Consider the following 13,765-nt stretch of genomic DNA (forward strand, 5'->3'; position numbering starts at 1 on the left):
TCGTTCACCTTGTCACCGTTTTTGCAGCCGGCAGAACGTGACAAGGACGCCACGCCGGTTAAAAATCGCTTCTCTGTTTGTACGTGCCGTTTGCAATGACGGCGAAAGTTTGTACAAGCGGGGCAGCACCCCAATAAGGTTGGGACGCGTGTTTCCAGCCCGCGGGCTCGCCTCGCGACGGACAAAGTATAAAGAAACGGGCCAGTTGATGATGTCGACGACCACGCCACGCCGGAAGAAGCCGGCCGCCACCGCAGTGATCGCCATGAGCGCGCTGATGGCCGGCCTTACCGTTGCGGACAGCGCCTTCGCGCAGCAGGGGCCGCAGACGAGGAGCCGCGCTTCCGCCGCCCAGGGTCCCCTGATCAACCGGGTTGCCATCGAGGGCAACAGCAAGGTCGACAAGGCCCTGCTCGAAGGCGTGCTGCAGACCCGGGCCCGGACGGCCGTGAATCAGGCTACCATCGATGCCGACGTGCAGACCATTCTCGAGGTCTACCGCCGCCAGGGCCGCGGCCTGGCCCAGGTGACCCCGCGCCTCGTGGATCTGCCGAATGGCCGCGTCGACGTGGTGTACACGATCGTCGAGGGCGACAAGACGGGCGTGAAGGAGATTCGCTTCGTCGGCAACAACCAGATTTCGTCCGGCCGTCTGCGCAGCGTCATGCAGACCACCGAGACCAACATCCTGAGCTTCCTCAAGAGCACGGACGTCTACGATCCGGATCGCCTCTCCAACGATCTCGAGCTGATCCGCCGCTACTACCTGAAGAATGGCTATGCGGATTTCCGCATCGTCTCCAACGAGGTGACCTTCGACCCCAACGCCGGTGGCTATGTCGTCACGATCGCGGTCGAGGAAGGTGAGCAGTACCGGGTCGGCAATGTCAGCGTCGATTCCCGCGTTCCGGGAGTGAATGCCGAGTCTCTCCGCGGCGATCTGTCGGTCTCCGCCGGCTCCGTCTACAGCGCCGATGCCGTCGAGAAGTCGGTTCAGGCCATGACCCGGACCGTGGCCCGCCAGGGCAATCCCTTCGTGCAGGTCCGCCCGGTCGGCACCCGCGATCCCGCGAGCCGTACGATCAACCTCGGCTACGTGATCGAGGAAGGTCCGCGCATCTACATCGAGCGCATCAACGTCCGCGGCAACACCCGTACCCGCGACTACGTGATCCGTCGCGAGTTCGACCTGGGTGAGGGCGATGCCTACAACCAGGTGATGATCGACCGCGCCGAGCGCCGCCTGAACAACCTGGGCTACTTCAAGCAGGTCCGGATCTCCAACGAGCCCGGCTCATCGGCCGACCGCGTGGTCGTGAACGTGGACGTGGAGGATCAATCCACCGGCTCCTTCTCGGTCTCGGGCGGTTATTCCACGGCCGACGGCTTCATCGGTGAAGTCGCGGTCACCGAAACGAACTTCCTGGGCCGCGGCCAGTTCGTCCGCCTTGCGGGCCAGCTCGGCCAGCGCTCGAATGGCGTCGACTTCTCGTTCACCGAGCCGTACTTCCTCGGCTACCGGATGGCTGCGGGCATCGACCTGTTCTCGAAGTTCAGCGACCAGACCCGGTATTCCCGTTACGAGAACCGCATGACCGGCGGTCAGATCCGCCTCGGCCTGCCGTTCACGGAAGAGTTCACGGTTACGGCCCGCTACTCGCTCTATCAGCAGGATCTCGAGATCCCGAACGACGAGGACAAGCCGTACAACGATTGCTCGATTCCGATCCCCGGAGTCACGACGGCAACCAACTGCTTGACCAACGGCGAGGCATCGCTGGCGATCAAGGAGTCGCAGGGCAAGACGATCACGTCGCTGGCCGGCTTGACGTTCAACTACAATACCCTCGACAGCACCCGTGATCCGCGCAACGGCTTCTACGCCGAGCTGAAGACGGACTTCGCAGGCCTGGGCGGGGACTCGCGCTACTTCCGCGCCACCGGCGACGCCCGCTACTATCGCGAGCTGTTCGAGGATGTGGTGGGTATCGCCCGCGTCCAGGGTGGCCATATCATGGGCCTGGGCAACGATGATGACGGCGCCGACCTGCGTATCGTGGACCACTTCTTCATGGGCCCGTCCCTGGTTCGCGGCTTCGCCACGAACGGACTCGGCCCGCGCGACATCTCGAGCCCTGACGCGAATGCGAATGCCATCGGCGGCACGACGTACTTCGGCGGATCGCTCGAAGTGCAGTTCCCGATCTTCGGCCTGCCCCGTGAGCTGGGCCTGAAGGGTGCCGTGTTCGCGGATGCCGGTACGCTCTTCGGCTACGAGGGGCCGACCCAGTTCAATGTCGGCGGCGGAAGCATCTTCGATCCCGATGGCGGCGCCGTCTGCGAACGGGTTGCAGGGCAGCCCCAGGATTGCATCGAGGTTCTCGACAGCGACAAGATCCGTTCGTCGGTCGGCGCCTCGATCCTGTGGACTTCGCCGCTCGGTCCGATCCGCTTCGACTATGCGTTCGCTCTGTCCAAGGAGGAAGGTATTCTCCAGGCGGATGGGACCCGGATCGGCGGGGACCGCACTCAAGCGTTTCGGTTCTCCGGCGGCACACGTTTCTAATCGGGGAGGGCGCCTCGACGGCGCCCTCGCTTTTATTCATGACAGAAAGCAATTTCTTTCCGCAAAGCCAGACGCTTAACCTGCGTCAGGTCGCGGAGATGGCGCAGATCAAGCTCCCCGACGGCATCGACGGGGAGTTTTTGCTTAAAGGCGTCGCTCCGCTCGAAAGCGCAGGTCCGAGCGACTTGGCCTATATGGACAACCCCGCCTATGTGGGGGTCCTGAGCGCCAGCCGCGCCGGCGCCTGCCTCGTGACCCCTCGGTTTGCCTCCAAGGTACCGGCCCATACGGTCGCTCTCGTGACCCCGCTGGCCTACAGGGTGTTCGCGCAGGTCATGGCCCGGATGTTTCCGACCGCCATGCGGCCGGAATCCTCCTTCGCGGCGACCGGCGTCTCGCCGGGCTCCTTCGTGCATCCCTCCGCTCGCCTTGAGTACGGCGTCAAGGTCGATCCCGGGGCCGTTGTCGGCCCGTATGCGGAGATCGGCGCCGGAACCATTGTGGGCGCCCATACAGTGGTCGGGCCCCATGTGAAGATCGGCCGGGATTGCTCCCTCGCCCCTCATGTCACCGTCTCGAACGCCTTCATCGGCAACCGGGTCATCCTCCATCCCGGGGTGCGCATCGGCCAGGACGGGTTCGGCTTCGCCATGGGCCCGCAGGGGCACCTGAAGGTGCCGCAGATCGGGCGCGTGATCATTCAGGACGACGTCGAGATCGGCGCCAACACGACCGTCGACCGGGGCGCGAGCCGCGACACGGTGATCGGCGAGGGCACCAAGATCGACAACCTGGTCCAGATCGGGCACAACGTCGTCATCGGCCGCCATTGCGTAATCGTGGCTCAGGTCGGCATCGCCGGTTCGAGCACGCTGGAGGATTACGTGGCGCTCGGCGGCCAGGTTGCCGTCAGAGGGCACGTGCGGGTCGGGATGGGCGCCCAGATCGCCGCCACGAGCGGGGTCAACGGCGATGTTCCGGCCGGGGCGCGCTGGGGCGGCGTTCCCGCCCGGCCGGTGCGCGAGTGGTTCCGCGAGATCACCGCCTTGAAAAAGCTTGCATCCAAGGCCGATTCCGACAAAGACGACGGCGCATCGTCCTAACATAGCGAACACTAGGACCATTCGGAGAATTCAGTCATGTCCGAAGCGCCCACCACGCTTCAAACCGCCGACATTCTCGAGATCCTCGAGCTGTTGCCACACCGCTATCCGTTCCTGCTGATCGACAAGATCATCGATATCGACGGCGACAACTCCTGCATCGGCATCAAGAACGTCACCTTCAATGAGCCACAATTCACGGGCCATTTCCCGTCTCGCCCGATTTTCCCGGGCGTGTTCCTCATCGAGGCCATGGCTCAAACGGCGGGTGCCATCTGCGTGAAGGCCAAGATGGCGGAGCAGGCGAAGCCGAAGCAGGTGTTCTTCATGACCATCGATAAGGTGAAGTTCCGCAAGCCCGTCGAACCCGGAGACCGGGTCGAGTTCCACATGAAGAAGCTCAACAACCGCCGCAACATGTGGTGGTACAAGGGCGAGGCGAAGGTGGACGGCGTGCTCGTCTGTGAAGCCGAAGTCAGCGCCATGCTGGTGACCGACTAATGGAAACTGTGATCCACCCGACCGCCATCATCGAGGACGGCGCCAAGATCGGCGCGGGTGCGAAGATCGGCCCGTTCTGCACCGTGGGGCCCGAGGTCGAGCTCGGTGAAGGCTGCCAGCTCATGAGCCATGTGGCGCTGGCGGGCAAGACGAAGATCGGCCCCCGGACCCGGATCTTTCCCTTCGCGTCCATCGGCCATATCCCGCAGGATCTGAAGTATCGCGGGGAGGCTTCAACGCTCGAGATCGGCGCCGATTGCATGATCCGCGAAGGCGTGACCCTGAATCCGGGCACGGAGGGCGGCGGGCTGCGCACGATCATCGGCGACCGTTGCACCTTCCTGGCAGGCTCGCACGTGGGCCACGACACCAAGGTCGGTAACGACTGCATCCTGTCCAACAACGTGATGCTGGCGGGCCATGTGACGGTCGGCAATTTCGTGATCTTCGGCGGCGGCTCCGCCGTCATCCAGTTTGCCCGCGTCGGCTCGCACGCCTTCGTCGGCGGCATGTCGGGCCTCGAGAACGATCTCATTCCCTACGGGATGGCCATGGGCAACCGGGCGCATCTGGCGGGCCTCAACATCATCGGCCTGCGCCGTCGCGGCTTCACCCGCGAGCAGATCCACGATATCCGCCGCGCCTATCGCCTGCTTTTCGCGGACGAGGGCACGCTCTCCGAACGCGTCGAGGACGTGGCGGCCGAGTTCGCCAATCATCCGTTCGTGCACGAGATCCTGGACTTCATCCGCGAGGGCAAGGACCGTTCGATCTGCACGCCCCGGGATCCTGTCAGTTCCGCCGGTTGAGGCTGGATGCAGCCTGAGAGCGATATACCGACGGGAGCCGGCGCTCACGTGCCGGCTCATGCGTCCAGCGGCCCGGTCGCCATCGTGGCCGGGGACGGGCGTCTGCCGATCCAGGTCATTGAGCATCTCGAGCGGACCGGCCAGGATTATCGTGTGCTCGCCTTCCGGGGCTTCGCCGCACGCGAGCTGCGAAGGAAGGCCCACGCGCATGTGGATCTTCTCGATCTCAAGACCATCCTGAGCACCCTCGACGGGTGGAAGCCGCACGCGGTTTCCCTCGTCGGCGCCGTGCGCCGTCCCGGGTTTTCCGCCCTGCTCGGAGCCTATTCGGCCCTGCGCAACATGCAGGAGGTGAAGGAGGTCATCGCCCGCGGGGACGATCAGGTCCTGCGCGGGGCCGTGATGCTCATCGAGGAGCGCGGGCATCGTGTCGTGGGGGCCCACGAACTCGCACCCGATCTCGTCGCATCCCTGTCCTTGAGCGGCTCCCGGCAGCCGGGCGACGACGATCAGCGGGCCATCGCCATGGGGCTCGATCTGCTCGCCTCCCTGTCGGCCTTCGATATCGGACAGGGGGCCGTGATCGCCCGCAACCACGTGCTCGCCATCGAGGGGCCGGAGGGCACGGACCGCATGCTGCGCCGGGTCGGACACCTGCGCCAATCCTGGTTCGGCCTTCGGCGCCGCAAGGAGGGCGGGGTGCTGATCAAGGCCGCAAAACGCGGGCAGGACCTCAGGGTCGACATGCCGACCATCGGACCTCGCACCGTCGCCGAAGCGGCGAGGGTGGGGCTTTCCGGAATCGCGGTCGGCGCGGGCTCGACCTTCGTGCTGGAGCAGGAGGAGACTTTGCGTCTGGCAGATCGCCTCGGCCTCTTCCTCGTCGCCGTCGATCTCCCCTGGATGGAGCGTGCGCATGGATAAGGCGCGGGCGCTGAACATCTGGATCGTCTCGGGCGAGGAATCCGGCGATCAGCTCGGCGCGAAGCTCATGCGGGCGCTGAAGTCGCGGCTGGGAGCGGACAATCTGCGCTTCGGCGGCGTCGGCGGCCATGCGATGGAGGCCGAAGGGCTCGCAAGCCTGTTCCCGCTCCAGGACATCGCCGTCATGGGCATCGTCGCCGTGATCGGACGTTTGCCGACGGTGCTCAGCCGCATCCGCATGACGGCGGATGCGGTGGTGACGGCCGATCCCGATCTCCTCGTCATCATCGACAGTCCCGATTTCACGCATCGCGTCGCCAAGGCCGTGCGCAAGCGCGCGCCGCATATTCCCGTGGTCGATTACGTGAGCCCCTCGGTCTGGGCGTGGCGCCCGGGGAGGGCCGCGACAATGCGCGCCTATGTGGACCAGCTCCTGGCCTTGCTGCCCTTCGAGCCTGACGCTCACAGGCGCCTCGGCGGTCCGCCGACCACCTATGTGGGCCATCCTCTCATCGAACGGGTAGGCGAATTCAGGCCTGCGGCCGGCGAGCGGGACTTTCACAAGAACGGACCGGTCGACCTTCTGGTGCTCCCGGGCAGCCGTCGCACGGAGGTGACCCGATTGCTCGACACCTTCGGCGAGACACTGGAGCTGCTTCGGCAGCGCTCGCCCCGGCCGTTCACGGTCACGATCCCGGCCGTGCCGCATCTTGCGCAGGAGATCAGGGGACGCACGGCCTCATGGGGCATCAAGCCCGCGATCGTGGAGGGCGAGGCCGCCAAGTGGCAGGCCTTCCGAAGCGCCGACGCGGCGCTCGCCGCGTCGGGCACCGTCACCCTCGAACTCGGCCTTTCCGGCATCCCGATGGTGGTGGCCTACAAGGTGTCGAGGATCGAGGCGATCATTTTGCGCCCACTCATCAAGGCGCAGTCCATCGTCCTCACCAATCTCGTCCTGGGCGAAAACGCGATTCCCGAACTCATCCAGGAGGAGTGCACGCCCGAGGCCCTCGTGACGGCGCTTCTGCCGCTCCTGTCCGACACTCCCGAACGGCGACGCCAGGAAGCCGCGCTCCGGCGCCTGGACGAACTGATGCGGATCGGCGACGAGATGCCGAGCGAACGGGCCGCTCGGATTGTCGCTGGCATGCTTTCAAACAAGACTGAACTATGAAGGAATGAAAGATACCGTCTTAGCTCCCATTGCCGCTTATGCTGATTGGAGTGGGCGTGACTGCCTCTTATACCGCAAGACTGCGTCGAGCTGGCGTTCGGGCCTGGGCTCTCCCGATGTACGATAGTGCAGAACGCTTCATTGGCCGCTGCTTCATCGTGCTGATGGGTCCGTACGCGGCGATCCTTCTAGCAGCGGCATTCATGCCCAGGTGGAGCGAACAGCAACATGGCTACACCCAAGCTCTGTGGGTTCTGGGAGTTGTTTTATGGCGCTCGGAGTTGGAATCGTCATGATAGCACAGCTAGAGATGGGCAACTCCTGGCGAGTCCTCATTCCTGACGAGACGCCGTCACTCATCACAGGTGGGCTGTTCAGATACTCAAGAAACCCGATCTTCCTAGGCATGATGCTGATGGCTTTGGGGATTGCCCTGGCCGTTCCTCACACCCTGAGCTGGATGGCTTTCGCGGTCGCATACGTAACGATCTCAGTCCAGATACGTTTGGAAGAAGATTACCTGGGCCGCACTCTCGGGGAAACCTATAAGACTTATCGGGAGCAGATCAGGCGTTGGTTCTGATCCAGCCTTGAACCGGTCACTGAATGACGACTGGATCTGTTCGTAATGAAAAAGGGGCCATTCGGCCCCTTTCTTCTTTCGTTTCCAGATCAGGCTCACCCGCGCTGAGCGACGGTGACGTACTGCCGCTCGGTGGGGCCGGTGTAGAGCTGGCGCGGGCGGCCGATGCGCTGGGACGGATCTTCGATCATCTCGCTCCACTGGGCGATCCAGCCGACCGTGCGGGCCACGGCGAAGAGCACCGTGAACATGGAGGTGGGGAAGCCCATCGCCTTCAGGGTGATGCCCGAATAGAAGTCGATGTTCGGATAGAGCTTCTTCTCGATGAAGTAATCGTCCTTGAGGGCGATCTGCTCGAGCTCCATGGCGACGTCGAGGAGCGGGTCGTCCTTGATGCCGAGCTCGCTGAGCACCTCGTGGGTGGTCTTCTGCATGATCTTGGCGCGGGGATCGTAGTTCTTGTAGACCCGGTGGCCGAAGCCCATGAGGCGGAACGGATCGTTTTTGTCCTTCGCGCGGGCGATGAACTCGGGGATGCGATCCGGCGTGCCGATCTCCTCCAGCATCTTCAGAGCGGCTTCGTTGGCGCCGCCATGGGCCGGGCCCCAGAGGCAGGCGATGCCGGCCGCGATGCAGGCGAAGGGGTTGGCGCCCGAGGAGCCTGCCAGGCGCACGGTCGATGTCGAGGCGTTCTGCTCGTGATCGGCGTGCAGGATGAAGATGCGGTCGAGCGCGCGCGAGAGGACCGGGTTCACCTTGTATTCCTCAGCCGGCACGGCAAAGCACATGCGCAGGAAGTTCGAGGTGTAGTCCAGGTCGTTCTGCGGATACACGAAGGGCTGGCCGATGGAATACTTGTAGGCCATGGCGGCGAGCGTGGGCATCTTGGCGATCATGCGCATGGAGGCGATCATGCGCTGGTGCGGATCGGAGATGTCGGTGGAGTCGTGATAGAAGGCCGAAAGCGCGCCGACGCAGGCCACCATGATGGCCATCGGGTGGGCGTCGCGGCGGAAGCCGGTGAAGAACCGGTTCATCTGGTCGTGCACCATGGTATGGCGCGTGACACGATAGTCGAAATCGGCCTTCTGAGCGGCGGTCGGCAGCTCCCCGTAGAGGAGCAGGTAGCAGGTCTCGAGGAAGTCACCGTGTTCGGCGAGCTGATCGATGGGGTATCCGCGATACAGCAGAACGCCCTTGTCCCCGTCAATGTAGGTGATTTTCGACTCGGTGGCTGCGGTCGAGGTGAAACCGGGATCGTAAGTGAACATCCCGGTCTGAGCGTAGAGCTTCGAAATGTCGATGACGCTCGGGCCGATCGTGCCCTCGTTCACCGCTAGTTCCACGGCCTTGTTGTCGACTGTGAGTGTTGTATTGGAACTCATGGGTCTTCGACCTTTCAGCAGGAGGCCGGGCATAACCTAGAGCAACCAAGTGATCGGAGGAGAGCCCCCGGGCTTGGTCTGCCGGACCGAGGTCAGCCGGTCGGTGGGAGAATGGCCCCTTCGGTAGCTTATCCGTTGGTGAGGAGCAAGCACGTCTAAAGACGGGATGCGCCTGCTATGCAGCAGGCGCACCGCTCAATTGGTCCTGGAGACGCGACAGGGTTTCATCCTTGCCGAGCACCGTCATCACGTCGAAGAGGCCAGGAGAGGTTGCGCGACCCGTCAGGGCCGCACGCAGGGGCTGGGCCACATGTCCGAGCTTCACGCCGATGGCGTCCGCATGCTCGCGCACGACGGCCTCCACGCTCTGGGAGTTCCACTCCGCGACGGTCTCGAGCTTCTCGACAATCCCGGCAAGGCGCGCCCGCCCGTCGGCGAGGAGGCCCGTCGCCTTCTCGTCCAGCTTCAGCGGCCGCTGGGCGTAGAGGTAATAGGCGCTGTCCACAAGCTCCACGAGGTTCTTGGCGCGCTCCTTGAGCCCAGGCATGGCCGCCAGCAGCTTTTGCCGGAGCTCGGGTGAGAACGTGGAGGCGAGGCCCCGCTCGGCGCCGATCTCCGGCAGGATGGCTTCGATGGCCCGCAGCAGGGTGTCGTCGTCCGACAGGCGCATGTAATGCCCGTTGAGATTCTCGAGCTTCGCGAAATCGAAGCGCGCGGGAGACCGGCCGATGTTCTTGAGGTCAAAGGCCTGGATCATCTCCTCGGTCGAAAAGATCTCCTGGTCGCCATGGCTCCAGCCGAGACGCACGAGGTAGTTGCGCAAGGCGACGGGCAGGTAGCCCATGCTGCGATAGGCCTCGACCCCGAGCGCGCCGTGGCGCTTCGACAGCTTGGCTCCGTCCGGCCCGTGAATGAGCGGGATATGCGCCATCTTTGGGACGTCCCAGCCCATGGCTTGATAGATCTGCGTCTGGCGGGCGGCATTGGTCAGGTGGTCGTCGCCGCGGATCACGTGCGTGACGCCCATGTCGTGGTCGTCCACCACCACGGCGAGCATATAGGTCGGCGTGCCGTCCGAGCGCAGCAGCACGAGGTCGTCGAGATCCTTGTTCTGCCAGACCACCCGGCCCTGAACCTCGTCCTCGACGACCGTCTCGCCCTCGGTCGGCGCTTTGAGGCGGATGACGGGCTTCACACCTTCCGGGGCCTCGGACGGATCGCGGTCGCGCCAGCGGCCGTCATAGCGGGACGGACGTCCCTCCTTGCGGGCGGCCTCCCGCATCTCCTCGAGTTCCTGCTGGGTCGCATAGCAGTAATAGGCGCGTCCCTGGGCCAGCAGGGTCTCCGCCACCTCCCGGTGGCGGGCGGCGCGGGAGAACTGGTAGACCACGTCGCCATCCCAATCGAGGCCGAGCCATTTCAGGCCGTCCAGGATCGCCTCGATGGCGGCGTCCGTCGACCGTTCCCGGTCCGTGTCCTCGATGCGCAGCAGCATCTTCCCTCCATGCCGCTTGGCAAAGAGCCAGTTGAACAGGGCCGTGCGTCCCCCGCCGATATGCAGGAAGCCGGTGGGCGAGGGAGCGAAGCGGGTGACAACGGACATCGCAGGGAACCTTACTTGAAATTCCTAAAGGGTCGCGCGGCCTTGGCGGCAGGCTCGCGGTCGTCCGGCTCATCCACAGGGTGGTTTGGGCCGGAGCGCGGGCTCGTCTAGCATGCAACCGACCCCGCGTTAAGCCAAAGCCCATGACGCAAGACAACAAAGGAGAGCCCGGCCCGATCCCGCGCAGCCTCGCGCGGGCCGTTGCGCTGCCCCGTCCATCCAGCCTGGCGCTGGACTGGGGTGCTCTGGGCTGGTCCGATGGGCTGCGGCGATGCCTTGCCCGCGAGATCGATCAGCGGCGGCTCTTCCCCTGGCTCGCGGTCTGCTTCGGATCCGGGGTGCTCCTGTTCTTCCAGGCGGAGAGACCGGCCCTCTGGGCCCCGCTCGGCGCATTGGTGCTTTGTGCGGGTTGCGCCGTGAGGGTGCGCCACAACCTGCTTGCCCTGTCCGTCTGCGTCGGCCTCGCGGCTGCCTTCGCCGGCTTCACGGCAGGCGTGGTCCGCACGCGCAGCATCGCCGCCCCCGTGCTGTCGCGCATGGTGATCGCGCCGGTCGCCGGCTTCGTCGAGGCGGTGGAGGACCGGGAGCAGGGCAGGCGGGTTCTCTTGCGCGTCTCCTCGCTGCAGGGCGTCGCCGAAGCGGAGCGCCCACGGCTCGTGCGCGTGTCGATCCGCAACGGCAACGCCCTTTCCGCGGGACAGTACATCGCCGGCACCGCGCGCCTGCTGCCGCCGCCGCAGCCGGCGTGGCCCGGCGGGTACGATTTCGCGCGCGACGCCTATTACAAGGGGATCGGGGCCGTCGGCTCCTTTACGGGCGCGGTGCGCCAGGTGGAGCCGCCGGCCCCACCCGACTGGTCGTTGCGGCTTGCCGCCCGCGTGGACGAGGCTCGCAACGCGCTCACCCACCGCATCGCATCTTCCATCGGCGGTGCGGCCGGCGGTGTCGGCGCAGCCCTCGTGACCGGAAAGCGAGGGCTCATCGGCGAGCCCACCAACGACGTGCTGCGCGCTGCGGGCATCTATCACATCGTCTCCATCTCGGGCCTGCACATGGTACTGGCGGCGGGCACGTTCTTCTGGCTCGTTCGCGCGCTGCTCGCGCTCAATCCCGGGCTCGCGCTGCTCTGGCCCGTGAAAAAGATCGCCGCCGTCGTAGCGATGGCCGGAGCGACGGCGTATTGCGTTTTCTCCGGTTCGGACGTGGCCACAGAACGTTCGCTCGTGATGACGCTCGTGATGTTCGGCGCGGTGCTGGCGGACCGTCCGGCGCTCAGCATGCGCAATCTCTCCGTCGCCGCCCTCGTGGTTCTCGCCCGCGAGCCGGAGGCGTTGCTGGGACCGAGCTTCCAGATGTCGTTCGGTGCGGTGGCGGCCATGATGGCGCTCGTGCCGCTCATGCAGTGGCACACGACCGAGGTCGCGCAGCGAACCTTGATCGAGAAGGCATTCGCCTGGACCCTGCGCTCGGTTTGCGCCATCATCACCACCACTCTCGTGGCGAGCCTCGCCACGGCGCCTTTCTCGGCCTACCACTTCCAGAGTCTCAATCCCTATGGCCTCGTCGGCAATGCGCTCACCCTGCCGCTCGTGTCGCTCGTGGTGATGCCTGCCGCCGTTCTCGGCGTGCTGGCTTACCCCTTCGGTCTCGACGGACCGATCTGGAAGCTGATGGGGCTTGCCGTCGCGCAGGTGCTCGATGTGTCGACCTGGGTCGGTGCCTTCAGCGGCTCGACCGTCACCGTGCCTGCCTTGAGCATCGGCGCATTGGCTTTGTTGAGTGTGGGCCTCCTCGTCCTGACGATCCCGGCCTCGCACCTGCGATGGCTCGCGCTCGTTCCCGTCGGAGCAGGGCTGGCCCTAGCCGCGACACCGCAGCGCCCCGACATCTACATCGACCGCGACGGCGCCGGAGCCGCGATCCGCAATGCACGCGGAGACCTCACGCTTGTCGGAAAGCCATCCGGCTTCGTCGCCGAGCAATGGCTGCGGGCCGACGGGGACGGACGCAGCGCCGGGGACGCGACGCTCCGGCGGGACACACAATGCGACAGGCTCGGTTGCGTGGTGGACACCGGGGCGCAGCGCGCCGTCGCCTTCGTCCAGGAGTTCGCAGCCTTCGCGGAAGATTGCCGCCGCGCGGCCATCGTCATCACGCGGCTCGATGCGCCCGCGTCCTGCGGAGCGCCCGTGGTGCTCGACCGCGATGCGCTCGATGCGCGGGGCGCCACGGCCATTCGGCTCGGAACAGACGTTGCCGAGATCCGGTCGGTGAGGAGGGGACGGGAGGTCGTGCCCTGGGCAGGCTCGACACAAGCATCGGCTTCTCCCGCTCGGGACAGGCTGCACGCGGCGCAGCCCGCCCTGGACCGGGATTGGCCCGGAGAGGAGATCAGTAGCGGCGAACCAGACTGACGAGCTTGCCCTGGATCTTGACCCGGTCGGGGCCGAGCACGCGCGTCTCGTAGGCCTGGTTGGCGGCTTCCAGCGCGATGGATGAGCCGCGCCGGCGGAAGCGCTTGAGGGTTGCTTCCTCGTCGTCGATCAAGGCCACGATGATGTCGCCCGTATTCGCCGTGTCCTGCCGGCGGATCACCACGAGGTCGCCATCGAGAATGCCAGCCTCCACCATGGAGTCGCCGCGCACCTCCAGGGCGAAGTGATCGCCCTGAGTGAGGAAATCGCCCGACAGGGTGATGGAATGGCTGCGGTTCTGGATCGCGGAGATCGGCGTACCGGCGGCGATCCGGCCCATGACCGGGATCGAGGCGCTGTCGCGATAACGCTCCTCGGCCACAGGCTGCGGCGTGGGCTTCTTCTCCGTGAGCCCGCCCTCGACCACACTGGGCGTGAAGCGGCGCTGGCCCGCGGCTGCGCCGACGGATTCGGGCAGGCGGATCACCTCGAGGGCACGGGCGCGGTTGGGCAGGCGGCGGATGAAGCCGCGCTCCTCAAGCGCCGTGATGAGGCGGTGGATGCCGGATTTCGACTTGAGATCGAGTGCGTCCTTCATCTCGTCGAACGATGGCGGAACCCCGGTTTCACGCAGCCGCTCCTGGATGAAGCGGAGCAATTCGTGCTGCTTGCGCGTGAGCATGACAGACCCTTACTGCTCCCT

Annotated in this window: 12 protein-coding genes; 8 read left to right on the plus strand and 4 right to left on the minus strand. The window is 65.4% G+C overall.

Going from position 1 to position 13,765, the window contains the following annotated elements:
- Positions 1 to 12: 12 nt before the first annotated feature.
- Positions 13 to 267, minus strand: coding sequence for a hypothetical protein (locus tag E4K09_RS29330; RefSeq protein ID WP_166802422.1), 255 nt, complete (start codon positions 265 to 267; stop codon positions 13 to 15).
- Between E4K09_RS29330 and bamA the strand changes: the two genes are divergently transcribed.
- From bamA to E4K09_RS20760, 7 genes are all read left to right on the plus strand, one after another.
- Positions 209 to 2,566 (plus strand): outer membrane protein assembly factor BamA, encoded by a 2,358-nt coding sequence (bamA, locus tag E4K09_RS20730; protein WP_134499598.1) that lies wholly within the window; start codon positions 209 to 211, stop codon positions 2,564 to 2,566. The two genes, E4K09_RS29330 and bamA, sit on opposite strands and share 59 nt — an antisense overlap.
- 38 nt (positions 2,567 to 2,604) lie before the next feature.
- A complete protein-coding gene (lpxD, locus tag E4K09_RS20735) occupies positions 2,605 to 3,669 on the plus strand; it encodes a UDP-3-O-(3-hydroxymyristoyl)glucosamine N-acyltransferase (RefSeq protein WP_134499599.1) in 1,065 nt (354 codons plus the stop codon).
- A gap of 36 nt (positions 3,670 to 3,705) precedes the next feature.
- Complete coding sequence (fabZ, locus tag E4K09_RS20740) at positions 3,706 to 4,170, plus strand: 3-hydroxyacyl-ACP dehydratase FabZ (protein ID WP_134499600.1); 465 nt, start codon at positions 3,706 to 3,708, stop codon at positions 4,168 to 4,170.
- Positions 4,170 to 4,979 carry an acyl-ACP--UDP-N-acetylglucosamine O-acyltransferase gene (gene lpxA, locus E4K09_RS20745; protein WP_134499601.1) on the plus strand — a complete coding sequence of 270 codons (810 nt, stop codon included), beginning with the start codon at positions 4,170 to 4,172 and terminating at the stop codon, positions 4,977 to 4,979. Before fabZ ends, lpxA begins: the two co-directional genes overlap by 1 nt.
- Positions 4,980 to 4,985: 6 nt before the next feature.
- Positions 4,986 to 5,903 carry an LpxI family protein gene (locus E4K09_RS20750; protein WP_134499602.1) on the plus strand — a complete coding sequence of 306 codons (918 nt, stop codon included), beginning with the start codon at positions 4,986 to 4,988 and terminating at the stop codon, positions 5,901 to 5,903.
- Complete coding sequence (gene lpxB, locus E4K09_RS20755) at positions 5,896 to 7,077, plus strand: lipid-A-disaccharide synthase (protein WP_134499603.1); 1,182 nt, start codon at positions 5,896 to 5,898, stop codon at positions 7,075 to 7,077. The genes E4K09_RS20750 and lpxB overlap by 8 nt, the downstream gene beginning before the upstream one ends.
- Positions 7,078 to 7,345: 268 nt before the next feature.
- Positions 7,346 to 7,660, plus strand: a complete 315-nt coding sequence (locus E4K09_RS20760) for a methyltransferase family protein (protein WP_134499604.1) — start codon at positions 7,346 to 7,348, stop codon at positions 7,658 to 7,660.
- A 95-nt stretch (positions 7,661 to 7,755) separates the two neighbouring features.
- On the opposite strand, the gene gltA is transcribed toward E4K09_RS20760, so the two are convergent.
- Complete coding sequence (gene gltA / locus E4K09_RS20765) at positions 7,756 to 9,045, minus strand: citrate synthase (RefSeq protein WP_134499605.1); 1,290 nt, start codon at positions 9,043 to 9,045, stop codon at positions 7,756 to 7,758.
- Between the two features lie 175 nt (positions 9,046 to 9,220).
- Positions 9,221 to 10,648: a glutamate--tRNA ligase gene (gltX, locus tag E4K09_RS20770; protein WP_134499606.1), complete on the minus strand. Its 1,428-nt coding sequence runs from the start codon at positions 10,646 to 10,648 to the stop codon at positions 9,221 to 9,223.
- Positions 10,649 to 10,791: 143 nt separating this feature from the next.
- Between gltX and E4K09_RS20775 the strand changes: the two genes are divergently transcribed.
- Positions 10,792 to 13,062 (plus strand): ComEC/Rec2 family competence protein, encoded by a 2,271-nt coding sequence (locus tag E4K09_RS20775; RefSeq protein ID WP_134499607.1) that lies wholly within the window; start codon positions 10,792 to 10,794, stop codon positions 13,060 to 13,062.
- Here E4K09_RS20775 and lexA read toward each other — a convergent pair.
- Entirely contained in the window at positions 13,040 to 13,744 is a 705-nt protein-coding gene (gene lexA, locus E4K09_RS20780) for a transcriptional repressor LexA (RefSeq protein WP_134499608.1), read from the minus strand. The genes E4K09_RS20775 and lexA overlap by 23 nt on opposite strands.
- Between the last annotated feature and the right edge of the window lie 21 nt (positions 13,745 to 13,765).

The organism is Microvirga pakistanensis (assembly GCF_004458765.1).
Classification (GTDB): domain Bacteria; phylum Pseudomonadota; class Alphaproteobacteria; order Rhizobiales; family Beijerinckiaceae; genus Microvirga; species Microvirga pakistanensis.

Excerpts from the sequence above, each read along its gene's own strand:
- bamA (WP_134499598.1), top strand. The coding sequence starts at position 209 with ATGATGTCGACGACCACGCCACGCCGGAAGAAGCCGGCCGCCACCGCA.
- E4K09_RS29330 (WP_166802422.1), bottom strand. The coding sequence starts at position 267 with ATGGCGATCACTGCGGTGGCGGCCGGCTTCTTCCGGCGTGGCGTGGTC.
- lpxD (WP_134499599.1), top strand. The coding sequence starts at position 2,605 with ATGACAGAAAGCAATTTCTTTCCGCAAAGCCAGACGCTTAACCTGCGT.
- fabZ (WP_134499600.1), top strand. The coding sequence starts at position 3,706 with ATGTCCGAAGCGCCCACCACGCTTCAAACCGCCGACATTCTCGAGATC.
- lpxA (WP_134499601.1), top strand. The coding sequence starts at position 4,170 with ATGGAAACTGTGATCCACCCGACCGCCATCATCGAGGACGGCGCCAAG.
- E4K09_RS20750 (WP_134499602.1), top strand. The coding sequence starts at position 4,986 with ATGCAGCCTGAGAGCGATATACCGACGGGAGCCGGCGCTCACGTGCCG.
- lpxB (WP_134499603.1), top strand. The coding sequence starts at position 5,896 with ATGGATAAGGCGCGGGCGCTGAACATCTGGATCGTCTCGGGCGAGGAA.
- E4K09_RS20760 (WP_134499604.1), top strand. The coding sequence starts at position 7,346 with ATGGCGCTCGGAGTTGGAATCGTCATGATAGCACAGCTAGAGATGGGC.
- gltA (WP_134499605.1), bottom strand. The coding sequence starts at position 9,045 with ATGAGTTCCAATACAACACTCACAGTCGACAACAAGGCCGTGGAACTA.
- gltX (WP_134499606.1), bottom strand. The coding sequence starts at position 10,648 with ATGTCCGTTGTCACCCGCTTCGCTCCCTCGCCCACCGGCTTCCTGCAT.
- E4K09_RS20775 (WP_134499607.1), top strand. The coding sequence starts at position 10,792 with ATGACGCAAGACAACAAAGGAGAGCCCGGCCCGATCCCGCGCAGCCTC.
- lexA (WP_134499608.1), bottom strand. The coding sequence starts at position 13,744 with ATGCTCACGCGCAAGCAGCACGAATTGCTCCGCTTCATCCAGGAGCGG.